22 protein-coding genes are annotated in these 20,981 nt (G+C 59.8%); 8 read left to right on the top strand and 14 right to left on the bottom strand.

Annotated features, from left to right (window positions below):
• The first annotated feature begins 374 nt into the window (after window positions 1-374).
• The 4 genes from L1069_RS01565 to dnaQ are packed head-to-tail and all read left to right on the top strand — an operon-like array spanning window position 375 to window position 3,112.
• Window positions 375-974 (top strand): nucleoside triphosphate pyrophosphatase, encoded by a 600-nt coding sequence (locus L1069_RS01565; RefSeq protein ID WP_129372665.1) that lies wholly within the window; start codon window positions 375-377, stop codon window positions 972-974.
• Window positions 971-1,804, top strand: coding sequence for a shikimate dehydrogenase (locus L1069_RS01560; protein WP_237454554.1), 834 nt, complete (start codon window positions 971-973; stop codon window positions 1,802-1,804). Before L1069_RS01565 ends, L1069_RS01560 begins: the two co-directional genes overlap by 4 nt.
• On the top strand, window positions 1,801-2,394 hold the full coding sequence (gene coaE / locus L1069_RS01555) for a dephospho-CoA kinase (protein WP_134831058.1): 594 nt from the start codon (window positions 1,801-1,803) through the stop codon (window positions 2,392-2,394). Before L1069_RS01560 ends, coaE begins: the two co-directional genes overlap by 4 nt.
• Window positions 2,387-3,112 carry a DNA polymerase III subunit epsilon gene (dnaQ, locus tag L1069_RS01550; RefSeq protein WP_237454553.1) on the top strand — a complete coding sequence of 242 codons (726 nt, stop codon included), beginning with the start codon at window positions 2,387-2,389 and terminating at the stop codon, window positions 3,110-3,112. The genes coaE and dnaQ overlap by 8 nt, the downstream gene beginning before the upstream one ends.
• 72 nt (window positions 3,113-3,184) lie before the next feature.
• Here the strand turns inward: dnaQ and secB are convergent, their stop codons facing one another.
• Window positions 3,185-3,673 carry a protein-export chaperone SecB gene (gene secB, locus L1069_RS01545; RefSeq protein WP_134831056.1) on the bottom strand — a complete coding sequence of 163 codons (489 nt, stop codon included), beginning with the start codon at window positions 3,671-3,673 and terminating at the stop codon, window positions 3,185-3,187.
• Window positions 3,674-3,729: 56 nt separating this feature from the next.
• Window positions 3,730-4,230 carry an FxsA family protein gene (locus L1069_RS01540; protein ID WP_129372670.1) on the bottom strand — a complete coding sequence of 167 codons (501 nt, stop codon included), beginning with the start codon at window positions 4,228-4,230 and terminating at the stop codon, window positions 3,730-3,732.
• A 115-nt stretch (window positions 4,231-4,345) separates the two neighbouring features.
• Here L1069_RS01540 and L1069_RS01535 point away from each other — a divergent pair, with 115 nt between their 5' ends.
• The 3 genes from L1069_RS01535 to L1069_RS01525 are packed head-to-tail and all read left to right on the top strand — an operon-like array spanning window position 4,346 to window position 6,639.
• Entirely contained in the window at window positions 4,346-5,002 is a 657-nt protein-coding gene (locus L1069_RS01535) for a Tim44/TimA family putative adaptor protein (protein ID WP_134831055.1), read from the top strand.
• Window positions 4,999-6,051 (top strand): murein transglycosylase A, encoded by a 1,053-nt coding sequence (locus L1069_RS01530; protein ID WP_237454552.1) that lies wholly within the window; start codon window positions 4,999-5,001, stop codon window positions 6,049-6,051. The genes L1069_RS01535 and L1069_RS01530 overlap by 4 nt, the downstream gene beginning before the upstream one ends.
• A complete protein-coding gene (locus tag L1069_RS01525; protein WP_129372673.1) occupies window positions 6,052-6,639 on the top strand; it encodes a Smr/MutS family protein in 588 nt (195 codons plus the stop codon).
• Window positions 6,640-6,645: 6 nt separating this feature from the next.
• Here L1069_RS01525 and L1069_RS01520 read toward each other — a convergent pair whose 3' ends face one another.
• From L1069_RS01520 to hslV, 4 genes are all read right to left on the bottom strand, one after another.
• On the bottom strand, window positions 6,646-7,761 hold the full coding sequence (locus L1069_RS01520; protein WP_237454551.1) for an alpha/beta fold hydrolase: 1,116 nt from the start codon (window positions 7,759-7,761) through the stop codon (window positions 6,646-6,648).
• Between the two features lie 78 nt (window positions 7,762-7,839).
• A complete protein-coding gene (gene hslU / locus L1069_RS01515; protein WP_129372674.1) occupies window positions 7,840-9,150 on the bottom strand; it encodes an ATP-dependent protease ATPase subunit HslU in 1,311 nt (436 codons plus the stop codon).
• Window positions 9,151-9,163: 13 nt separating this feature from the next.
• Complete coding sequence (locus L1069_RS01510) at window positions 9,164-10,234, bottom strand: hypothetical protein (RefSeq protein WP_237454550.1); 1,071 nt, start codon at window positions 10,232-10,234, stop codon at window positions 9,164-9,166.
• A gap of 1 nt (window position 10,235) precedes the next feature.
• Window positions 10,236-10,799 carry an ATP-dependent protease subunit HslV gene (gene hslV, locus L1069_RS01505; protein WP_129372676.1) on the bottom strand — a complete coding sequence of 188 codons (564 nt, stop codon included), beginning with the start codon at window positions 10,797-10,799 and terminating at the stop codon, window positions 10,236-10,238.
• 220 nt (window positions 10,800-11,019) lie between these two features.
• Here hslV and L1069_RS01500 point away from each other — a divergent pair, with 220 nt between their 5' ends.
• Window positions 11,020-11,211, top strand: coding sequence for a DUF1127 domain-containing protein (locus L1069_RS01500; RefSeq protein WP_129372677.1), 192 nt, complete (start codon window positions 11,020-11,022; stop codon window positions 11,209-11,211).
• A gap of 52 nt (window positions 11,212-11,263) precedes the next feature.
• On the opposite strand, the gene L1069_RS01495 is transcribed toward L1069_RS01500, so the two are convergent.
• The 8 genes from L1069_RS01495 to tsaE all read right to left on the bottom strand — a co-directional run bounded on the left by L1069_RS01495 (window position 11,264) and on the right by tsaE (window position 20,955).
• On the bottom strand, window positions 11,264-11,635 hold the full coding sequence (locus tag L1069_RS01495) for a Lin0512 family protein (protein WP_237454549.1): 372 nt from the start codon (window positions 11,633-11,635) through the stop codon (window positions 11,264-11,266).
• Window positions 11,632-11,979: a Lin0512 family protein gene (locus tag L1069_RS01490; protein ID WP_237454548.1), complete on the bottom strand. Its 348-nt coding sequence runs from the start codon at window positions 11,977-11,979 to the stop codon at window positions 11,632-11,634. The genes L1069_RS01495 and L1069_RS01490 overlap by 4 nt, the downstream gene beginning before the upstream one ends.
• Window positions 11,980-12,135: 156 nt before the next feature.
• Window positions 12,136-12,456 carry a thioredoxin gene (trxA, locus tag L1069_RS01485; RefSeq protein ID WP_027256960.1) on the bottom strand — a complete coding sequence of 107 codons (321 nt, stop codon included), beginning with the start codon at window positions 12,454-12,456 and terminating at the stop codon, window positions 12,136-12,138.
• A 62-nt stretch (window positions 12,457-12,518) separates the two neighbouring features.
• A complete protein-coding gene (gene addA, locus L1069_RS01480; protein WP_237454547.1) occupies window positions 12,519-15,872 on the bottom strand; it encodes a double-strand break repair helicase AddA in 3,354 nt (1,117 codons plus the stop codon).
• Complete coding sequence (gene addB, locus L1069_RS01475) at window positions 15,869-18,802, bottom strand: double-strand break repair protein AddB (RefSeq protein WP_237454546.1); 2,934 nt, start codon at window positions 18,800-18,802, stop codon at window positions 15,869-15,871. The genes addA and addB overlap by 4 nt, the downstream gene beginning before the upstream one ends.
• Window positions 18,792-19,484, bottom strand: coding sequence for a nucleotidyltransferase family protein (locus L1069_RS01470; RefSeq protein WP_237454545.1), 693 nt, complete (start codon window positions 19,482-19,484; stop codon window positions 18,792-18,794). Before L1069_RS01470 ends, addB begins: the two co-directional genes overlap by 11 nt.
• Entirely contained in the window at window positions 19,484-20,482 is a 999-nt protein-coding gene (locus L1069_RS01465; protein WP_237454544.1) for a phosphotransferase, read from the bottom strand. The genes L1069_RS01470 and L1069_RS01465 overlap by 1 nt, the downstream gene beginning before the upstream one ends.
• Complete coding sequence (gene tsaE / locus L1069_RS01460; protein WP_237454543.1) at window positions 20,479-20,955, bottom strand: tRNA (adenosine(37)-N6)-threonylcarbamoyltransferase complex ATPase subunit type 1 TsaE; 477 nt, start codon at window positions 20,953-20,955, stop codon at window positions 20,479-20,481. Before tsaE ends, L1069_RS01465 begins: the two co-directional genes overlap by 4 nt.
• Between the last annotated feature and the right edge of the window lie 26 nt (window positions 20,956-20,981).

The following is a 20,981-nucleotide window of genomic DNA, read 5'->3' as shown; positions in this document are numbered from 1 at the left end:
TAATTAAAGATATATTAGAAGGATGATGTTTTTGTAGTGTGCATGGATTCCGGTGGATAAGTGAATCCTCCTCCGCTTATCCCCAGCAGGGATAAGATTCCAGATGGGACGGGACAGGAGGCATGAAGTTTTTTTAACACCTTAGAAATAAGGTGCATTCATGCTGTGTTCGCTCTTCGATGCTTGGGGATAACGCCGGGATGATCCGGGGAGAGCCGGCATATCCACGAAAATAAAGTTATCCTGCCCCACAAAGGACGACTCAGCGAATTGAATCCCGGAATTTGCGTCAAGCCCTGGAGTCTTTACTTAACCGCGGAAAACCATACAAAACGTCCTGAAACCGTCTGCTTCTTTCCCACGGGGTTTTCCACATGACTGCCCACATAGTGCTGGCTTCAGGTTCCGAAATCCGGGCGCAACTGCTGCGCCAGGCCGGGATAGAATTTGAAACCGATGTCCCGCGTCTGGACGAGCAGGCGATCAAGTCCGCGCTCTTGGCCGAAAAGGCACTTCCGCGCGATGTCGCCGATGCACTGGCAGAAGCCAAGGCACGCAAGATCAGCGGCAAGCGTCCCGGAAAGCTTGTGTTGGGATGTGATCAGGTTCTTGATTTCGAAGGAAGGCTTCTTTCGAAACCTGTCAGTGCCGATGAAGCGGTGGCTCAGTTGAAGGAGATGCGGGGCAAACGGCACATGCTGTTGTCTGCCGCCGTGATTTACCGCGACGGTGAGCCCATCTGGCGCCATGTCGGACAAGTCCGTCTGGTCATGCGGAAATGCACCGATGCATATCTCGAGGATTATGTCGCCCGGAACTGGCAAAGCATCCGCCATGCGGTGGGTGCATACAAGCTGGAGGAAGAAGGTGTGCGGCTGTTTGCCAGCATTGACGGCAGCTACTTTAATGTCTTGGGCTTGCCGCTGATGGAGCTTATCAGTTACTTGGGTTTGCAAGGGGTAATCGAGCAATGACAATAGCAAAAGTCCCGCTCGCCGGCGTGATCGGCTGTCCGGTTGGACACTCCAAGTCCCCGCAGCTGCACCGTCACTGGCTGAACACCTATGGTATTTCCGGCCACTATGTGCCGATGCATGTGGAACCTGATGATCTGGCCGAGACCGTCCGGCTGATGCCTAAAATGGGGTTTGTTGGTGCAAATGTCACCATTCCGCACAAAGAAGCGGTGATGGAGATTGCGGACAAGGTCACAGACCGGGCTAAATTGATCGGCGCTGCTAACACGCTGATCTTTCGCAGGGATGGAACAATCCTGGCTGACAATACTGACGGCTACGGCTTCATCACCAATCTGCATCAGGGAGCGCCGGATTGGGATCCGCAATCCGGCCCAGCAGTTCTGTTGGGTGCTGGCGGCGCCTGCCGCGCGGTTGTTGCCTCACTGCTGGAAGCCGGAGTGCCGGAGATCCTGCTGACCAACCGCACCCGCGGCCGGGCTGACCAGTTGCATTCGGAATTCGGCAACCGTGTACGGGTGGTCGAATGGGTACAGGCCGGCAATGTCATCGAGGAGGGTGCGCTGATTGTGAACACCACCTCTTTGGGAATGGTCGGTAAACCGCGTCTGCGTGTTCCAATGGATGGATTGCAGTCGAATGCGGTTGTGACTGATCTGATCTATGCGCCGTTGAAAACCAACTTGCTGCAGACGGCTGAAGATGCTGGCTGCACTGTGGTTGATGGGCTGGGCATGCTGTTGCATCAGGCGGTGCCAGGGTTCGAACGCTGGTTCGGACACCGCCCCGATGTGGATGCCGCAACGCGGGCGGCGGCTTTAAGATGAGCTTCAGCCTCGGCCTTACCGGCTCTATCGGAATGGGCAAAAGTACAACTGCCAAGCTGTTCGCCGCCGGGGATTGTGCGGTTTGGGATGCAGATGCAGCCGTGCATCGGCTTTACAGCGCCGGAGGCGCAGCGGTTCAGGCAATGAAGACAGCTTTTCCTGATGCGATCGGGGATGACGCGGTAAACCGTGCTGTGTTGAAACGTATCATCGGGGAAAACCCTGATGCACTGAAGCATATCGAAGCTATTGTGCATCCGCTTGTCGCACAGGACCGGGCAGAGTTCCGCAAAGAAGCGCAAAACGATATCCTGGTCTTTGACATTCCACTGCTGTTTGAAACGGGTGGTGATGCAGAAATGGACGCAGTGGCCTGCGTGTTCGTGGATGCAGAGACACAAAAAGAACGGGTTCTTGCCCGGGGAACGATGACGGTTGAGCAATTCGAGCATATCCTGCAAAAGCAGATGCCGATTGAGGAAAAACGCGCCCGCGCCGATTACGTGATCGAAACGGACACGCTGGAACACGCCCAGGCGCAGGTGGCAGCAATCCTCGCAGATATCAGGAGCAAACAGGTCAATGCGTGAAATCGTTCTTGATACCGAAACCACCGGGTTTGACCCGTTCTCCGGCGACCGGATTGTTGAAATCGGTGCGGTAGAGCTGTTTAACCACATGCCCACCGGCAAGACGTACCATGAGTATATCAATCCGGAACGGATGATGCCGGCCGAGGCGTTTTCGGTTCACGGCATCGGTCCAGACCTGCTGGAGCCGCCGCAAAAGCCTCAACCCGGCGCGGTGACGCTGCGGGACAAACCGGTTTTTGCCAAGGTTGGGCAGAGTTTCCTGGATTTCGTGCAGGACTCAAAACTGGTCATTCATAACGCCAGCTTTGACATGAAGTTTCTGAACGCCGAGTTGGGCTGGATGGGCCTGCCAACACTGCCGATGGATCAGGCGCTCGACACGCTGGCGATAGCGCGCAAGCGGTTTCCCGGCTCGCCGGCGACGCTGGACGCGCTGTGCCGGCGCTTCAATATCGACAATGCCAACCGCACCCTGCACGGGGCACTGCTCGACTCTGAAATCCTCGCCGATGTTTATCTGGAGCTGATCGGCGGCCGCCAGCCGGATTTTGGCCTGTCTGCACAGTCGGCTTCCGGCACTGCAAAGGTGGAAGATGACTGGCGCCCTGCCCCTCGCCCCTCGGCATTGCCCCAGCGGATCACCGCAGAGGAGCTGGCAGCGCATGAGGAGTTCGTGGCAAAGCTGGGTGAAGAGGCTTTGTGGAACGTCTCCTGATCGGGGCCAGATCCGCAAATGAAAAACGCCGCTGAAACCCAGCGGCGTTTTCTATTCCGAATATCAGAAACTTTATTGGGTAGGGGCCGCTGCTGCCGCTTCGGTCTGACGGCGGGCCAGTTCGTTGCGATAGATCGCCACAAAATCAATGTTGTCCAGGTTCAGCGGCGGGAAGCCGCCGTCGCGGGTGACGTCCGACACGATGCGGCGCAGGAACGGGAAGGTCATGCGCGGGCATTCGATCAGCAGGAACGGATGCAGCTGGTCTTCCGGCACGCCGGCGATGTTGAACACGCCGACATATTCCAGTTCCAGAACAAACAGGACTTCGCCGCCTTCCTTGTTCTTGGATTCAACAGTCAGTTTGGTGACAACTTCATACTGGTTCTCGGCCGAACGTTTTTTCGCATCCAGGTTCACCTGAACGCTTACATCGGGTTGCACGTCGCCGCCGGTGCCTTTTTGCGCCATCACGTTTTCAAACGACATGTCGCGGATGAACTGGCCCAGAACGTTCATCTGGACTTGCGGCTGCTGCTGGGCTTCGCCGTTTTCGGCCATCGGGATACTCCTGAAAATTTGCTTTTGACCGTGCTTAGCAGCTTGGTCCGGGTAGCTCAACGGGGGCCGTCAACCCAGCCTGACGGGGTGTTTGGACGTTCACCTTGGGTCACATCTTCATAATCTCCGTCAATGATATCATCCGGCTTGCCGGCGGTTCCAGGGTAGTTGCGGCCCTGCATGCTGCCGGGCCCCATCTGGAACTGCGCCACTGTTACTCGGGCCCGAATGTAGCGGTAAACTGCCAGCCGCACCGGCGGTATCAGCAGGGCAAAGCCAAAGGCGTCGGTAAAGAATCCAGGGGTCAGCAGCAGCGCGCCGGCGAACAGGATCATAGCCCCGTGGGCCAAAGGTTCAGCCGGATCGGACATTTTCTGAAACGACGACCGCAGCTGCCCCATCGCCATGCGGCCCTGGGTTTTCACCAGCCAGGTGCCCATCACGGCGGTCAGAACCACGATAGCCAGAGTCGGCCACAGCCCGATGGCGCCCCCGACTTGAATAAACAAAGCGATTTCAATGATGGGAACCATCAGAAAAGCCAGGAAGAGATACATGCGGGTTTCCTTGCGATCATACACCCGGGCGGTAGACTTGCCCCCGCCCGTCACCTACATAAGGTCTGACCGCTTTGGTTTCAAACAAAGCACGAACGCCTAGCATGAGGTATCCATGGAGTCGCCTGTGATTCAGCTTTTGGTTCTGGCCGGTATCGCCGTGTTTCTGATCTTGCGCTTGAAAAGCGTACTTGGGACACGCGAAGGTTTCGAAAAGCCACCGCTGCCGCAATCCGAAGCGCGGAGCCGCCGCCCCGATCTGGAAGTGATCGAAGGCGGCCCGGACCGCGACATCACCGATTATGTGGCCGAAGACAGCCCGCAAGCCCAGGCCCTGGCTGCGATGAAGCGGGTTGAGCCATCCTTTCAGGTCCAGGAATTCGTTCAGGGTGCACGCGGTGCATATGAAATGATCCTGATGGGGTTTGAGCATGGCAATCTGGACGACATCCAGCCGTTCCTGGCCGAGGATGTGTTCGAGAGCTTTGTAGACGCCGTTGCGCAGCGTGAGGATCAAGGGTTCAAGATCGAGGCTGAGTTTATCGGCGTGCGCGAAACCACCGTGGCGGATGCCTCGCTCGACACACAAACGGGCCGCGCTGAGATCACCATGCGTTTTGTTGGTGAGATGACCTCTGTTGTCCGCGACCGCGGCGGTGATATTGTCGAAGGCGACCCCAAGGCAGTGAAGCGTCAGAAGGACACCTGGGTCTTTGCCCGCAACATGGGCGTCGATGACCCCAATTGGCAGCTGGTAGCGACGGACGCATGATTGCGGCGCTTCGGGGGGTACTTGGGGCAGCTGCAATCGCAGGTGCCGCGATGACCGCCTCCGGGGCGCAATCAGAAGCCGTGTCCAGCATCCTGGACTTTGCTCAGCTGGATGGCTGGGCAAAAGACGATCATGCTCAGGCACTTCAGGTTTTTCTGGGAACCTGCAAAGACTTAAAGGATCCCGACTGGATTGCCTTGTGCAAGGCAGCCCAGTCGCAGACCCCCGAGGGGGCGAGAGCGTTTTTCGAACTTTTCTTCCGCCCGGTTCTGATTGAGGATGGCAATCAGGCTCTGTTCACCGGCTATTTTGAGCCGGAACTGAACGGTTCCCGCTACCCGACAGGCCGGTTTCGCTATCCCGTCTACAAGATGCCGCCCGAGGCACGCGGCACCGGTTCGTGGCTGCCCCGGCGGGACATTCTGACCAGTGGTGTCATGGAATCCCGCGGGTTGGAGATTGCCTGGGTGGATGACCCGGTGGAGCTGTTCTTTCTGCAGATCCAGGGTTCTGGCCGGATCCGTTTGCCGGATGGCTCTATGATCCGGGTGGGCTATGGCGGAGCCAATGGCCACACTTATAAATCTATCGGCAAGGAGTTGGTGCGCCGCGGTGTCTACAACGCCCATCAGGTCAGCGCCCAGGTGATCAAATCCTGGGTCCGGCGCAACCCGTCGGACGGCAAGGAGCTGCTGTTCCACAATCCGTCTTATGTGTTCTTTCGCGAAGTGCGCAAAGTGGCTGCCTCCAAAGGGCCGCTTGGCGCTATGAACCGCTCGGTCACGCCAATGCGCACCATTGCCGCCGATCCCGCATACACCCCGCTGGGTGCGCCGGTCTGGGTGGAAAAGGACGGGCATATGCCGCTGCGCCGCCTGATGGTGGCGCAGGATACCGGATCCGCAATAAAGGGCGCACAGCGGGCTGATATTTTTGTCGGCACAGGTGATGAGGCCGGCGAGACCGCCGGAACCATGAAAGACCCTGGGCGGATGGTGGTTCTGCTGCCGATCCAGCGGGCCTATGCGATGCTGCCGGAAGACCTTTGAATGACACGGCGGAAACTGACAGGAGATGAGATCGACCTCTGGCACAAGGTCGTTAAACACGCAGAACGTATACATCCGGGCGCGCATTCCACGCCCCCTGCTCCGCCGATGCCGAAACCCAAACCGGTTAAGCACCCTGAGCCGAGATTGGATCCGTTTGAGATTGGAAGCCGCGCCAAGCCCAAACCGCTGAAACACGATCTGAAGCCTTCGATTGCCCGCAGCCTGGCCGGCAATCCGGTGCAGATGGATGAGAAATCCTTCCGCCGTATGAAGCGCGGCAAACTTAGGCCGGAAGGCAAGCTGGACCTGCACGGCATGAGGATCGACTCGGCGCACCCTGCCCTCACCCGGTTTATCCTGTCTGCCCAGGCCTCCGGAAAGCGGCTGGTGCTGGTGATCACCGGCAAGGGCAAGGACCGCGATGAGCCAGGCCCGATGCCGGTCCCGCGCGGGGTGCTGCGCCACAAGGTGCCGCAATGGCTGTCACTGCCGCCGCTGGCGCAAGCCGTGATGCAGGTCACCCCTGCCCATATCAGCCATGGCGGTGAAGGCGCCTATTACGTTTATCTCAGACGCAGCCGCTGACGCCGCTTATCTGTTGTCCGCGGGCGTGCTTTCCAGTGCAACCTTGATGGTGCTGTCCTGGATAACAATCTGACCCGGCAGAATCTTTTGCAGCAGGTCCTGGTTGTGCGTGAATGTGTCTGCGGTTTCCCGCGCACCGTTCAACAGGGCAATCAGCGCCGGCGACGAGGCTGCCACAAAATGCTGCGATTCCGCTTCATCTGCAAAGGCTGTGGTGTCGATCACTTCCACCGGCAGACCGCTGACAGCGTCAATACTGTCCAGATTTCCCAGTCTTTCACGGCCATTCAGGCCGCGCAGGCGCTGTGACAGTGTCAGGACGTTATCTTTTCGTGAAACGAAAATAAGGAACGGCTGCGGCACCTGCGTGAATCTCTGCATCTGGGATTTGAACACGTCGACGTCCAGATCGGGTGACATCAGGATGACACCGCCCAAGTTCTGCGCTGTCCAGCCAGGCGTTTTGATCTCCATCTGGCGCAGGGTTTCCATCGTGAGCAGCCCGCCCATGGAATGGGCAACAACCACAATCCGTTCGACCGCGGACGCGCGCAGATTGCGCAGGAGTGTCTCCAGCCCGTCGCGGGCAAACAGCACGCTGTCGCCATCATAGGCATAGCCCAGCGGACGGCCCTTGCTTGGCCAGGAGTAAATAACCGTTGCGCCGGGGACGTTGATATCGTGAGTCAGCTGGGCAGCACGGAAAGCGGTCTCGGCCTGGGTGGAATTGAAGCCGTGAACAAAAACCGTGACTTCGCGCTCATGTTTGGGGAACTTTGCCAGCTCTTGCTGCAATCGGGCGGAAAAGGCTGCCTCTGTTGCAAACGTCTTTCGTCCTGCCATGGTGAATTCAGTGGAGGGGTCCGGGTTTGCGTAGCCGAACTTCAGCGAACCGGGCTTATGATCCGGCGGGATTGAAACCGTGAGTTCAAGCAGGCTCACTCCATCGGTGCGCTCTGACCCAAAGGTGCCGTCCGGCAGCGGTTCGCGGTTTGTGGCTGCGAAAATGGTCTTGGGACTGCCCAGTTCCAACGCCTCAGGAACTGTTGGTGTAAAGGATCTGTCAGTACAGGCCGCCAGAAGGACCATGATCACACCGGAAATCAGGCGCAGCCCGTGCATAATGTTCACCTCAATCAATTGGCGGCAGGCTACTCCACCTGCCGCCAAAGTCCAGTGGCCGCAACGTTCTTTGGCAATTTAGAGTACGTAACGGCTGACATCAGCTGAGCGGCCAAGCTCGCCCAGATTTTTCTTCACAAAACTTGCGTCCACAGTGACCGCTTCGCCCGAGCGGTCCGGCGCTGTAAATGACAGCTCCTCAAAGACCCGCTCCATCACCGTGTACAGCCGCCGGGCGCCGATGTTTTCCACGGTCTGGTTTACTTCGGCGGCAATCTTGGCCAACGCGGCGATACCGTCTTCGGTAAAGGTCACCTCAACCTCTTCCGTGCCCATCAATGCAGTATACTGGAGGGTCAATGCGTTGTCGGTCTCGGTCAGGATACGCACGAAATCCGCTTCGGTCAGCGCCCGCAGGCTTACCCGGATCGGCAGACGGCCCTGCAGCTCCGGCAGCAGGTCCGAGGGCTTGGCAATATGGAACGCGCCGGAGGCAATGAACAGGATGTGGTCGGTCTTGACCGGTCCGTGTTTGGTGCTGACGGTGGTGCCTTCGATCAGCGGCAGCAGATCGCGCTGCACGCCTTCGCGGCTGACGTCGCCGCCGCGGGTCTCCTGGCGGGCGCAGACTTTGTCGATTTCGTCCAGAAAAACGATGCCGTTCTGTTCCACCGACTCCAGCGCGATGCGGGTGACGGTTTCATCGTCCAGCAGCTTGTCTGCCTCTTCGCTGATCAGCACCTCATAACTTTCGGAAACGGTCATCTTTTTGCGGGTGGTGCGTCCGCCCATCGCCTTGCCGAACAGGTCACCCAGGTTCAGCGCACCCATATTGCCGCCGGGCTGGCCGGGAATTTCGAACATATTGCCCATCGGGTTGGAGGTGTCTGCAACATCCAGTTCGATCACGGTGTCGTCGAGTTCGCCGGATTTCAGCTTCTTGCGGAACATTTCGCGGGTGGCTTCGCGCGCGTCTGAGCCGGCAATGGCTTCCAGCACCCGGTTCTCGGCGGCTTTCTGGGCGTTGGCTTTCACGTCCTCGCGCATGAATTCGCGGGTCTGGGCGATGGCGCTGTCTGCCAGATCCCGGATGATCTGCTCCACATCGCGGCCCACATATCCGACCTCAGTGAACTTGGTCGCCTCAATCTTGATGAAGGGCGCGCGTGCCAGCTTGGCGAGACGACGGGAAATTTCAGTTTTGCCAACACCGGTTGGGCCGATCATCAGGATGTTCTTCGGGTATACCTCATCCCGCAGGTCATCAGCCAGCTGCTTGCGCCGCCAGCGGCTGCGCAGGGCCACGGCAACGGCACGTTTGGCTTCTTTCTGGCCGATGATGAAACGGTCCAGCTCAGAAACGATTTCGCGTGGGGTCAGATCAGTCATTGGTACTTCCGTTTCAGTGGGATGGCGGCAGCCGGTCAAGCGGCAGCACGCTAGACAAGAGGGAGAGCAGCGCAGCACGGATATGGCTCCAGAAAGCCCCCAGAGCGACCAGGAACACGCCGAGCGCCAGGATCGTAATGGCGGTGCCTTCACCGTTGAAAACAGTTCCTGCAAGGGTAACGCTATAGCCGATTGCGGCAATCAGGAACGAACGCCGGTCAATGATGATTGCGATCATGGCAAACAGCAGCAGCACACCGAGCAGCAGCATGTTGGAACCTGCGGTGCCGGCGTCCAGCAAGCTGAGCGCAATAGTATTCACCAGGGCCGGCGCCGCAACGACGTGCAGCCAGAAACCTTGGGCCGAGCGCCTGGTTACCCTGTGCGGATCGCTGAGATCAAAGGCCATGGCTGCAGTAAATACAGCAAATCCGACGGCCAGCGTGATCCAGGCAAACGGCCCGCTGGCCGACAGCAGGAAAAGGTCGCTGATGCCGGCAGGAGTGCCTGCCTGTATCGATCCTGATAAGAGGGCGAGAACAAAGATACCCAAGGCGATCAGTGCCATGGCAAAAGGAACGCGAAAGCGCAGCCAGAAAACAGCAATGGCAACGGTTGCCAGCGCAAATGGCAACGGCAGGCTCGAAAAATCGTTTTGCGCGATCATGAAGGGCTGGGAGTAGCCAGCAGAAAAACCGGTACCGGCGTTGCCGGCCCACAGAAGCGAGAGTGCGATCGCGGGTGCCACCATCCGGCGGCGGCGGATGAAGTATTCAGACAGCATCCAAAGCACGGCTGCACCGGCGATGGCCGAATAGACGGCCTTGTCCTGATAGCCGCCGATTGACCCGGCCAGATCAACCGCTGTGAAGGCCATCCAGCCAGAAGCCAGGATTAACAGCCCGATCACAATGAAGATTTCATTGAACCCCTTGAACAGTTCAAAGGGTTCATCGCCAGGCGCCAGATTCTCCCGTGCGCCTCTGCGGCTGTGCGCCAAAGCCAGAAGCGAGGCAGCTTGGGCCTCGGTCAGCAAGCCGGACCCTACAGCAGCCCGCAGATCAATTTGATCTATCTGGGTCATATCAGCTTTCCTGGCCTATGCTCTCAACTGTGAGGTTGCCATTGGTGTAAACGCAGATTTCAGCAGCGATGGCCATGGCATCGCGGGCCACAGCTTCGGCGGATTTGCCGCTGTCCATCATGCCGCGTGCTGCTGCCAGGGCAAAATTGCCGCCGGAGCCGATGGCAGCCACGTTGTGCTCAGGCTCCAGCACGTCGCCGGCACCGGTGATCACGAACATGTCGGCACCATCGGTGACGATCAGCATGGCCTCCAGTTTCTGCAGGTATTTATCGGTGCGCCAGTCCTTGGCCAGTTCCACGCTTGCCCGCGCCAGTTGGCCTGGAGTGGCCTCGAGCTTGGCTTCCAGCCGCTCCAGCAGGGTGAATGCATCGGCTGTTGATCCGGCAAATCCCGCCACCACGTCAAACCCGCCCGGGGACAGGCGGCGCACCTTGCGGGCTGTGCCTTTGATCACCGTCTGTCCCAGCGACACCTGGCCGTCGCCGGCGATGACAACCTGGCCATCCTTCTTCACGCCGATGATGGTGGTGCCGTGCCAGCCGGGGAATTGATCGTCTGCCATTTGTGCCTCCGCTTTATTGCCCTCTATATGGAACCATCCCAGCGCCGGCACAAGAGAACGCGCAAAGTCCACTGCCAGGCAGCAGCTGCAGGGCTGTTCACTGCTATGCAGAAATTGCATTCCGGGGCTGATGAACCGGCAATTGTGAGACTCAGCTGCACATCCTAAATGGGGCTCACAACCGGCACAGGGTCGGCTGTTTCTCAGAAGGATTAGCGCTATGACTACCGCAAACATCTATGCGCCGCTCGGAGCAGTCACCGTTCTCCGCGTGGTCGACACATTGATCAACGTGAAAACTGCTCTCGTGGAATGGAACGAGAGCCGTGAAACCCGCAAGGCTTTGGCCCGGTTGTCGGACGCTCAGCTGGAAGACATCGGCATGAACCGTGCTGATATCGCCAATATCTGATATCAGATGATCAGCAGTTTTGAATGAGCCGCCCGTTATCGGGCGGCTTTGTTCATTTTTGGATGCTGGTTTTATACTTGCCAGCCTGATCCGGCAGCCAGGCCTCGATCGCAGCCGTGGCGACCACGTGACGTGTTCCGGCTTCTGCATCCTCTACATCCAGCCCGCCCATCACGGCGCGCACACTGGCGCGGCCCCGCGGCAAATCCTGGGCCACCAGATCGCAATCTACTGCTTCCGGCTGCTGCACACCGATTGTCACGTCCACCCGCATTTCGCCGTGATCAATCCCGAGCTTAGCAAACAGGGTGATCGACGAATGGTGCAACGCGTCCTGCACCGCACGGCGGGCGGCCTTGGTGTAATCCTGGCCATACAGGTCATTCCCGGTGCCCATTTCCAGGATGATGCGTTTTTCGGTCATTTCGCTGCCTCCATGTCAAAGGACACAATCACGGCCGCATTGGCGATTACCGTGCAGCCGCCGTGGGGCTTTTCGATATTGAGACCACCCTTCACAACCCGGATGCTGGGCTGGCCATAGGGGAAAATCTCCAGCAGCGCATCCTTGTCCACGGCTTCGGGTTTCTGAACGCCGATCTCTGCGTCGATGATCATGTCTTCTTTCTGGAAATCAAACAGTTCCGCCATGCTGACGGAGTTGTGCCACAGCGCGTCCTTGATCGCGCGGCGGGCAGCTTCGGTGTAATCTTCGCGCCTGAGCGATGTGCCCATGCCGAATTCCACCAATACCCGGGTCTTGGCCATAGTGCCTCCTGTATCTGTTCCGGGCCGGACCGTTACAGGCAATGGAGGCAATGGAAAGAGCCAGTTTACCGTCCGCAGATACACCAGCGTATGCGTGCAAAAGAAAAGGGCTGTCCCCGCGGGGACAACCCTCTGAAATCCGCAAAAGGATCAGGCTCAGATCGAGTCTTCGATCCAGCTTTGCAGCGCAGCTTTGGGGGCGGCGCCGGCACGGTTCGAAACCACTTGGCCGTCCTTGAAGATAAACAGCGCCGGAATTCCGCGCACACCCATGGCGGCGGCGGAGTTCGGGTTGTTGTCGACATCGACCTTGGCAATTTTCACCTTGCCGCCGAATTCTGCGGCAAGCTCTTCCAAAGCGGGGCCAATCTGCTTACAGGGACCGCACCACTCAGCCCAGAAATCCACCACAACGGGGATGTCGGAGTTCTTGACTTCGGCGTCAAAAGTGGCGTCGGTGACGGCTACGGTGGACATATGCATGTCTCCATGAGTGTGTGGCAACTGGAGTTGGAACCTAGGTACGGCTTAACTGATCGTCAAGGTTCCATCCGCCGCAGAAGCGCGCCTGTCACAAGCTCGTGCGGCAGCGGCATCAGGGTTGCATTGCTGGTCCAAAGCAACGCGGTTTCAATGGCGCGATCCGGATAAACCTGTGCAAGCGCATGGGCATAAGCGCCCATCTGCCGCAGCAGGCCTTCGGGGCATTTTTCAGGCGTTTCGGGTACAGTTGCGTTGGATTTGAAATCCACTGCCAGGACTTTTTCCGGGGTTACAATCAGTCTGTCGATCACCCCATGCAGGCGCGAACCATGCAAATCTGCGGTAATAGGCACCTCGGCCAGAGTGTCCGGCTTGAAAATATGAATCAAATCAGCGTTTTTGAGAACGGCTGAGGCTTCGGCCAGAAGTTCGCCGCTGTCTTCTGCATCTTGCAGAAGGTTTTTTGCTAGCTCCGGCCAATCCCCTTCGGATCGGCCGGGCAGATGCTCCAACAGCAGGTGCAGCCTGCTGCCGCGGGCTTTAGCGGCCTCCTCGTCCAAGCCCTGATCCCCCGGCAATGCCTTGGCCCCGCCCAAATCCGAAGGGCTGAGCGCGGGAGCCGGTGCTGCGTAAGGTCTGGCCAGCCGGGTAAAGACTTCAGGCAAGATGTGTTTCTCAACAGCTTGCGCAGCCGTTTCAATCAGCGGCAGCCCGTCCCAATCACCGTGTTGCAGACGTAACCCGGTGCCGCCTTCGGTTTTAAATTCCACCGCTCCGCCGTCCCGCAGTGCACGTTCCGACATACGGTACCAACTGTCGTTCTGCTCACCGGTGTCGCCGGCTGCGGCGACGATCAGCCACTTTTCTGCCCGGGTTAGAGCCACATACAACAGGCGTAACCGTTCATTTTGAAGTTTGTCCTGCGCGGCTTCACGGGCAGCCAGCATAGTGGCTGGCATCTGGTCTTTGGGCAGCTTCCAGACCGGGGTGCCATTTGCCAGCATGATTTCAGCATCGCGCGGCGCTTGGCGTTTGGCTGTATCCGGCAGGATCACAATAGGCGCTTCCAGGCCTTTGGAGCCATGCACTGACATCACCCGGATCATATTGCCGGCGGCACCCATCTGGCGTTTGATTTCGAGATCGTCGGTCTGCATCCAGACCAGGAACCCGGTAAGACTCGGCACATCGGTGCGCTCATAAGCCAGTGCCTGCGACAGCAGCGCGTTGATGCCGTCCTCGGCTTCCGGCCCCAGCCGGCCCAGCAGTTTCTGGCGGCCGCTGTGGCGTGTCAGGATGCGTTCGATCAGATCATAGGGGCGCAGGAAATCAGCATTGGCGCGCAGGTCGTCCAGCACGGCCATGGTTTCGGGGAACGCCCCTGCCCGCTCGCGCAGCGCCGGCCATAGGTACATTGCCTCACGCCGGTGGGCGAGGTCGAACAGCGCTTGTTCGTTCCAGCCGAACAGCGGCGACTTCAGTGCTTCCGCCAGCGACAAAGAGTCCTCGGGAAGGGCCAGGAACCGCAACAGCGCTGCGATGTCCTTTACCGCCAGTTCGGCACCTACTTTCAACCGGTCGGCGCCGGCAATGGGCAGTTCGGCCTTCTTGCAGGCACGGATGATCTCAGAGAACAGATCAGACCGGCGCTGCACCAGAATCAGGAAATCACCTGCCTGAACCGGCCTGCGCTGGAAGGTGCCGCGTTCGGTGCCGTCCTCAGGGATTGTGACGCCGGTGCCGATCATTTGTTTGATCGACTGGGCGATGCGTTCCGCCAGGATCACTGTGTGATGGCGGCTGCTGGGCCGGTCAACGGGGCTGGTCCAGTCCGGATCCTCGTCATCCTCGACCTTCCCGACCACTGGCCAAAGATCCACCCGGCCCGGCAGGTCGGATTTGAAAGCCCGGTGCAGTGCGTCCTGGCGAAAACCTGCGCGCGGGCTGTCCCGGAATACGAGATCCACCAGTTTCAGGATCGCAGCAGAAGAGCGGAAAGAGAAATCGAGCGAGGCATCCTGCAGCCCTGCCCCGGTTTCCGCCAGCCGGTGCCCGAATTCCTGCTGCATCCGGTCAAAGGCATCCGGATCGGCGCCCTGAAAGGAATAGATCGACTGTTTCTTGTCGCCGACCACAAAGATCGTGCGTTCGACATCCGAGCGCGCACCAACGCCGGCAGTGAATTCCTGCGCCAGCTTCTCAATCACGTCCCATTGCACCGGGCTGGTATCCTGTGCCTCGTCCACCAGAATGTGGTCGATGCCGCCATCCAGCCGGTACAGCACCCAGGCTGCAACGCCCGGATCGTTCAGCAATTGCCGGGCCTTCAGGATCAGGTCGTCAAAGTCGAGCCAGCCACGCAGCTGTTTGCGGTGCTCATACTCCGGCAGGAAGGCGGCGGCAAAGCGATGCAGATCATGGCTTTTACGTGCGGCAGCCAGGGCCAGGCGTTTGGTGCGGGCATCTTCGACCCGCAGCATCAGCGGTTCCAGCTGGTCCATAAGTGAAAGATGCGATTCGCGTAGCTTTTTGGTTGGGAATTTATCGATTTTGGCGGTGAACGGCTCTTTGGCGCTGGCGCCGGTAAGGAAGATGCTTTCCAGCGTGCTCAAGTCGGCAAGTGCCGGCTTGGTTATGCCTGTCAGCTTTGCAGCTGCCTTTTGATCGGTCGCACCGCCCTGCCCCAGCATCTGGCGGGTACGCTGCAGCAGTTCTTCCTCGCCGCCTAAATACACCAAGGCTTCCAGTGCGGCTTCGTCAAAACCTTCAGGCAGCTCAAACAGCTCCAGCAGCCCTTCCCAACCCAACGGCTGGCCGAAATCGGCGCGGCGCTGGCAGATGGAGGATGTCAGGGTCTCGAAATCGCTGTCGCTGACATGGCGCGCCAGTGAGCCGACCAGAGGTGCCTCGGACCCTTGGGCAAAATCCTCCATGATTTCCGCACGCAACAGCTGGCCCGATCGGTCGTCCATCTCTGAAAATTGCGGGCTGACGCCGGCCTCCAGCGGGAAACGGCGCAGAAGCGAGGCGCAGAAGGAGTGGATGGTCTGGATTTTCAACCCGCCTGGCGTCTCAATCGCGCGGGCAAACAGGGTGCGGGCCTGTGCCAGGTCGCCGGCGCCGGTGTTGACCTCGCCCAGCTCCGTCAGTGCGGCGATCAGCGCCGGATCCCTCAGCATCGCCCATTCGCCCAACCGTTTGAACAGCCGGTTCTGCATCTCGCTGGCGGCGGCCTTGGTATAGGTGAGACACAGGATGTGCTGCGGCTGCACGCCCTTCAGCAAGAGCCGCGCCACCCGGTCGGTCAGAACTTTGGTCTTGCCAGAACCTGCATTGGCCGCCAGCCAGGTAGAGGCATCGGGACGGGCGGCGCGGAACTGCGCCTCGGAGGCGGCGTCGCGGATGGTCATGACAAGTTCTCCGGCTGCGGCGTAGCGCTGCGATCCCATTCGCCGTAACGCGCCAGGTGGTCATAGTCGCCGGCGATATCGTCGCGATACACCATGCGGCGGCTCGAATAGCCTTGTTCAGGCTCGAAATAGGCCCCGATCAGAGTGTGCAGCTCGTCCCACACTTTGGCCGGCGGTTCTTCTTCCAGCGGCGCACGCACTTCTTTCATGCTGGATCCAAGCCCGATGAACAGGGCGCGGGCCACTTCTGCCGGGCCAAGGCCATCAAAGGCGCCTTGCTCGGCCATGGCGGCTTCGATCAGCAGTTGCTTTTCGAACTTCTTTTGCTGCGATTCCGAGGGCGGCGCGCCGGTTTTGTAATCATAAAGATGCAGAAACCCGCGGTCGTCCATGTCGATCCGGTCGGCGCGGCAGGCGATGGTAAAATCCAGAGGGTCCAGCCGGGTGCTGCCTGTGGCCTCAAAGGCGACCGGTTTGGCACGGGCCTGGCGTTCCCGCTCCGCCAGCACAAAGTCTCCGGCGATCTTGCGGATGCGGCTGTGCCACAGAATGCGTGCAACCGGCCAGGGGACGTGGCTTTCCAGCAGCCGGCGGGTTTTGTCGATCAGGTGACCGGCAGTCAGCAAGGAAGGATCCGTTTGGGCTTCCTTGATGAACTGCTCAAACACCTCATGCACCACAATACCGCGCAGCAAGGCGTCCGGCTCTTGCACCAGCGGATTCAGAGGCTTCAGCCGCAGTACGTGCTTGGCATAAATCGCATAAGGGTCGCGGATCAAGCGGGGGATTTCCGTGATTGTGAGCCGGCGCGGGCGGGCGGTAACCGGTGGCCTCGGCGAGGGGCGCGGCACTTGCGGGATCGGTGTCGGCTGCTCCAGAGTCTCTGCCCGGCCGAGCCACCGTCGGCCCTTCGTCCGCATAGCTTCCAGCGCATCCCGGCCGCCCTGATCCGGCAGCCCGGACAAGAGGTTGGTCAGCCGGTTCAGCCAGCGCGAAGGCACGGTATCTGCTTCTTCCGAGCGTTCGGCGCGCGTCAGCCAGACTTCGGGTGCAGCGATGGCCTGTTGAAAGTCATGCGCTGACAGGCCGATGCGGCGTTCGGGCAGCAAGAGGCGGGCCTGGTTGCGCAGTTGCCGGTTCAGCCAGGGATCGGGGCTGGCAGCTTCTGGCCAGCTGCCCTCGTTAAGGCCGCCAAGGATCACCAGATCAGCGCCCTGCACCCGGGCCTCCAGCGTGCCCCAGATCATGATTGAACCATAGGGCGCATCGCGGTCGCGCACCTCGCCCTGGCTTAGCAGCGCACCCAGCAGATCGGCAAAATCGCGGGCGGACATGTCGCCGCCATAGGGGGCTTCGGCTTCCAGGTTTTCAATGCAAGAGCGCGCGGCCTGACCAGCCTTCTTGTCCCACAACGTACTGCCGCCGTCTGATCGGCTGCCGGCAGCGATATGTTCAGCTTGCTCACGCAGCCGCCGGACCCAATCAGTCAAGGGAAGGGTGCCTGCGATCTGCTGATCTGCGAAACAGGCGCTGAGCCAGGACGTCCAGCCTGGGGTCAGATTGCGTCCCTGTTCAAATCCGGCAAAGGCTGCGGCATCGGGGAAAGGCGGACCGTTTCGGCGCAGGGACAGTTCAAGCTCGCGGGTTTGGCGCAGGTGATTGCCACGGTCCGCGCCATCGTGGGTCAGCGGGTGTTTCAGCAGTGTCAGCAGGCTGTCGCATGCCAGCGGTTTGCAGAACAGACCTGCCACATGGCGCAGGAAACGGCCCGGCGGCGACAGCTGCAGGGGCTGGCCGGCAGAATCGTCAGGAAGGATATCCCAGCGGTCCAGCGCTGCCGAGACCTGGCGGGTCAGCATCCGGTCCGGAGTAATAAGCGCGGCGGTTTGGCCTTCTTCCGCCGCTTGGCGCAGTCGAAGAGCAATGGCGAGCGCTTCGGCGCGGGGGGAGGGGGCCTCGATCAGGGTAACGTTATCTGTGGCCGGTTTCAGACCAGACAGATTTGGTCCTTCGCTCATCCAGGCATCGGTCACCGGGGCTGGACGCAAGGCAAGAGAAACCAGCTGGTTGCGTTCACAAGAGACTGGCGGTGCATCAGTCCAGCGCTGCACGTCGCCAGGTGAAAGTTCCAAGTCTTTCAACAATTTGTGGAACCGGTACTGTGGATGATCCTCCGAGATCATCGGATCATCCAGCCTGTCCCAAACATGATCCGGCTGGTCAAAGTCAAAGCCGGGAAGCACCACCGCGCCTTGCGGCAGCCGGGCGATGGCCTGCATCAGCATCAGTGTCGTCCCGCGCGAGCCGGTGGAGCCGGCCAGGATCACTGGATGCGGTGGCGGGTTCTCCTGCCATTGCCCGATCAGGTTCAGCACCACCTGCCGCTGCCGCGCCTGGGCATCCATCGCACCTTCATGCAGCCCAGTGAACTCATCGGCGATTCCGATAAAAGCCTGCGCCCGCGCCCAGTGACCGGACATGTCCGCAACATCCAGATCGCGGATCGCATCGGTACTGACGCCTTCGCCCTGCATCTCGTCGATCAGCGCGGCAAGACTGTCGGACAAGTCATAGAGCGACGCCCTGGAGGCCAGGTCGGGCTGCGCATCCAATAGTTTTGCGATCAATTGAGACAGTTCCAGCCGCCGCCGCAGCGGTGGCAAAGCGGGCGGCAGCCCGTCCAGTGTGGCGCGTTTTGCCAGATCAGTCAGCAGCAGCATGCGCGGCAGCAGCAGGGCGGGGCCATTGTCGAACAAGCTGCGGACACGCCGCGCCATGCGGGAGGTGTTGATGATCAGTTCAACCTTCGCCAATGCCTCGGGCGGCTGGTCCTGGCCGCGGATGCGCAGCCCGTCGGTCAGTGCATGCGGGAAGTCGACACCGCAGGGCAGGGCGAAGACGCGCGGTTTTGCGGAAGGTTCAAACATCATCTGCGGCTACCAGATCCTCGGCCAGTGTGATCCCCTCTGGATGGCCCACATCGCACCAGCGGCCAGGATATTCCAGAGCAAACAACCGGCCTTGAGCGGCCATCTGGTTCCAAAGGAGATTCAGTGAAAACGCTTGTTCCTTTACCTGATCCAAGCCGCCGGTCTTCAGGATCTGAACCCCGCCATAGACTAACTTTCCGCCACGGCTGATGCGGCCGTCGGCATCCGCCGAGAAATCCCCGCCACCGGTGCGGCCCGCTGCACGTTCCAGCGGCACACAGACCAGCAGTGCGTCCATGCGGTCCGGGTCCCATGCCTGCAGGGCCAAACTCAATGGGTTCGGGCCCTTCCATATGGCGTCGGTATTCATGGTGAAAACCGGCCCGTCTCCCAACAGCGGCAAAGCCTGGCGCAGACCGCCGCCAGTATCGAGAATCTCGGGGGATTCGAGACTGATGCGTACATCTTTTGGCTCTAAAAAGGTCCTTAACGGCTCAGGCTTGTAATGCAGGTTTGCTACTATCCGGGCTGGCCGGATGGCTTGGGCAAGCTCCAGCGCATGGGCGATCAGTGGCCGTCCTGAGACTTTGATCATCGGTTTCGGCTTGTCGCGGGTCAGCTCCCGCATCCGGGTTCCAAATCCAGCGGCAAACAGCATGACGGCATCAGGAACGCGCTGCATCAGGGCCTCAGCCTATCCAGATTGCCCGGGGTTGGGGGCGGCAGGCCTTCACGCAACAGATCCGCAACCGGAGCCAGCGCAGGATGCTCCAGCCCGCGAATGAAATGGTCCCACACCCGCGGGATCAAGTCCACATAATGAGGTTTGCCGTACTCCAGGCTGAGCCTGGCAAAGACACCGAGGATACGAAGATTCCGCTGCACGCCCAGAACGGTATAGGCGGTGCGGAAACCAGACTCATCCACTCCGGTGGCAGAGATATAGCGATCAATCATCTGCATCTCGATGGCGGCCGGCACGTCGCGGCGGGCATCCTGCAGCAGCGACACCAGATCATATGCGCAATGGCCGGCGCGGGCGTCCTGAAAGTCCAGCAAACCGACGCGCGCCACCCCGTTGCGGTCCGGCAGCCACAGCAGGTTTTCGGCGTGGTAGTCACGCTGAACCAGAACAGGATCGCCTTTGACAGTTTCACGCAGGATGTCTTCGAATTGATCCTCGAACCTGGATTGCAAGTCAGGATCATGGCCGCCGAGGATGCCGTCGCGGTATTTCAGCAGCGCCAGACCGGCCATTTCTGCCATCATTCGCGGGCCATATGGTTCCAGATCCGGCGTCGCTGCGTGATGCAAGGAAACCAGCGCATCGGTGGCCGCCTTATAGAGTTCCATTTCCAGCGCCGGTTTCTGAAGAACGACGCGTGCGAAAAGGTCATCACCCAGGTCTTCCAGCAGCAAAAAGCCATTCTCAACGTCCTGTGCCAGGATCTCCGGGGCGCTGAGACTTTGGGCCCGCAGGTATTCGGCAATGCGGATGAAAGGGCGGACATCTTCGCCCTTTTCCGGCGGCGCGTCCATCAGCACAACGGTCTTACCATTGTCAGCCGTCAGCCGTTCATAGCGCCGGTTGGAGGCATCGCCGGCCAGCGGACCGCGTTGCCAGCCGCCATAAGACGTAGCTGAGAGAAATCTTTCGCACAGGGTGTTGCGGTCAGTCATGCGCAGATGCGCTCCATCAGGGGCCGCCATTTCATGTCGCTCCAGCTAAGCGTCAGACGGCGGCGGTCTTCATGTTCCGGATCCAGCGCCAGTTTCAGGCGAATGGCGTGGGCGGGGGTCAGTTCGGCCAGCCGGTCGGGCCATTCGACCAGGCAGATGGCGCTGTCGAACGCTTCGATCAGACCCAGTTCTTCCAGCTCATCCAGAGACGACAGCCGGTAAAGGTCGGTGTGCCACAGCTCACCGGCGGGCACGTCATAGGTTTGCACCAGAGTAAACGTAGGTGAAGGGACGTCCTCCGGCACATCCATAAGCGATTGGATCAAATGGCGGGCGAAATGGGTTTTACCGGCACCGATCACCCCGTCCAGCAACAGGCAATCGCCGGGGCGCAGGGCCCCGGCGATCTGTGCGGCCAATCGGGCCGTATCGTCCGGTGAGTTTAGCGTGCAGAACGCAGTTTCTGTTGTCATGGCGCTAGAATGGCGCCGCCGCCGGT

The organism is Leisingera sp. MMG026 (genome assembly GCF_021654205.1).
Taxonomy (GTDB): Bacteria; Pseudomonadota; Alphaproteobacteria; order Rhodobacterales; family Rhodobacteraceae; genus Leisingera.
Note: the sequence above shows the minus strand (reverse complement) of the source record. Positions and strands in the feature narration are given on the sequence as shown.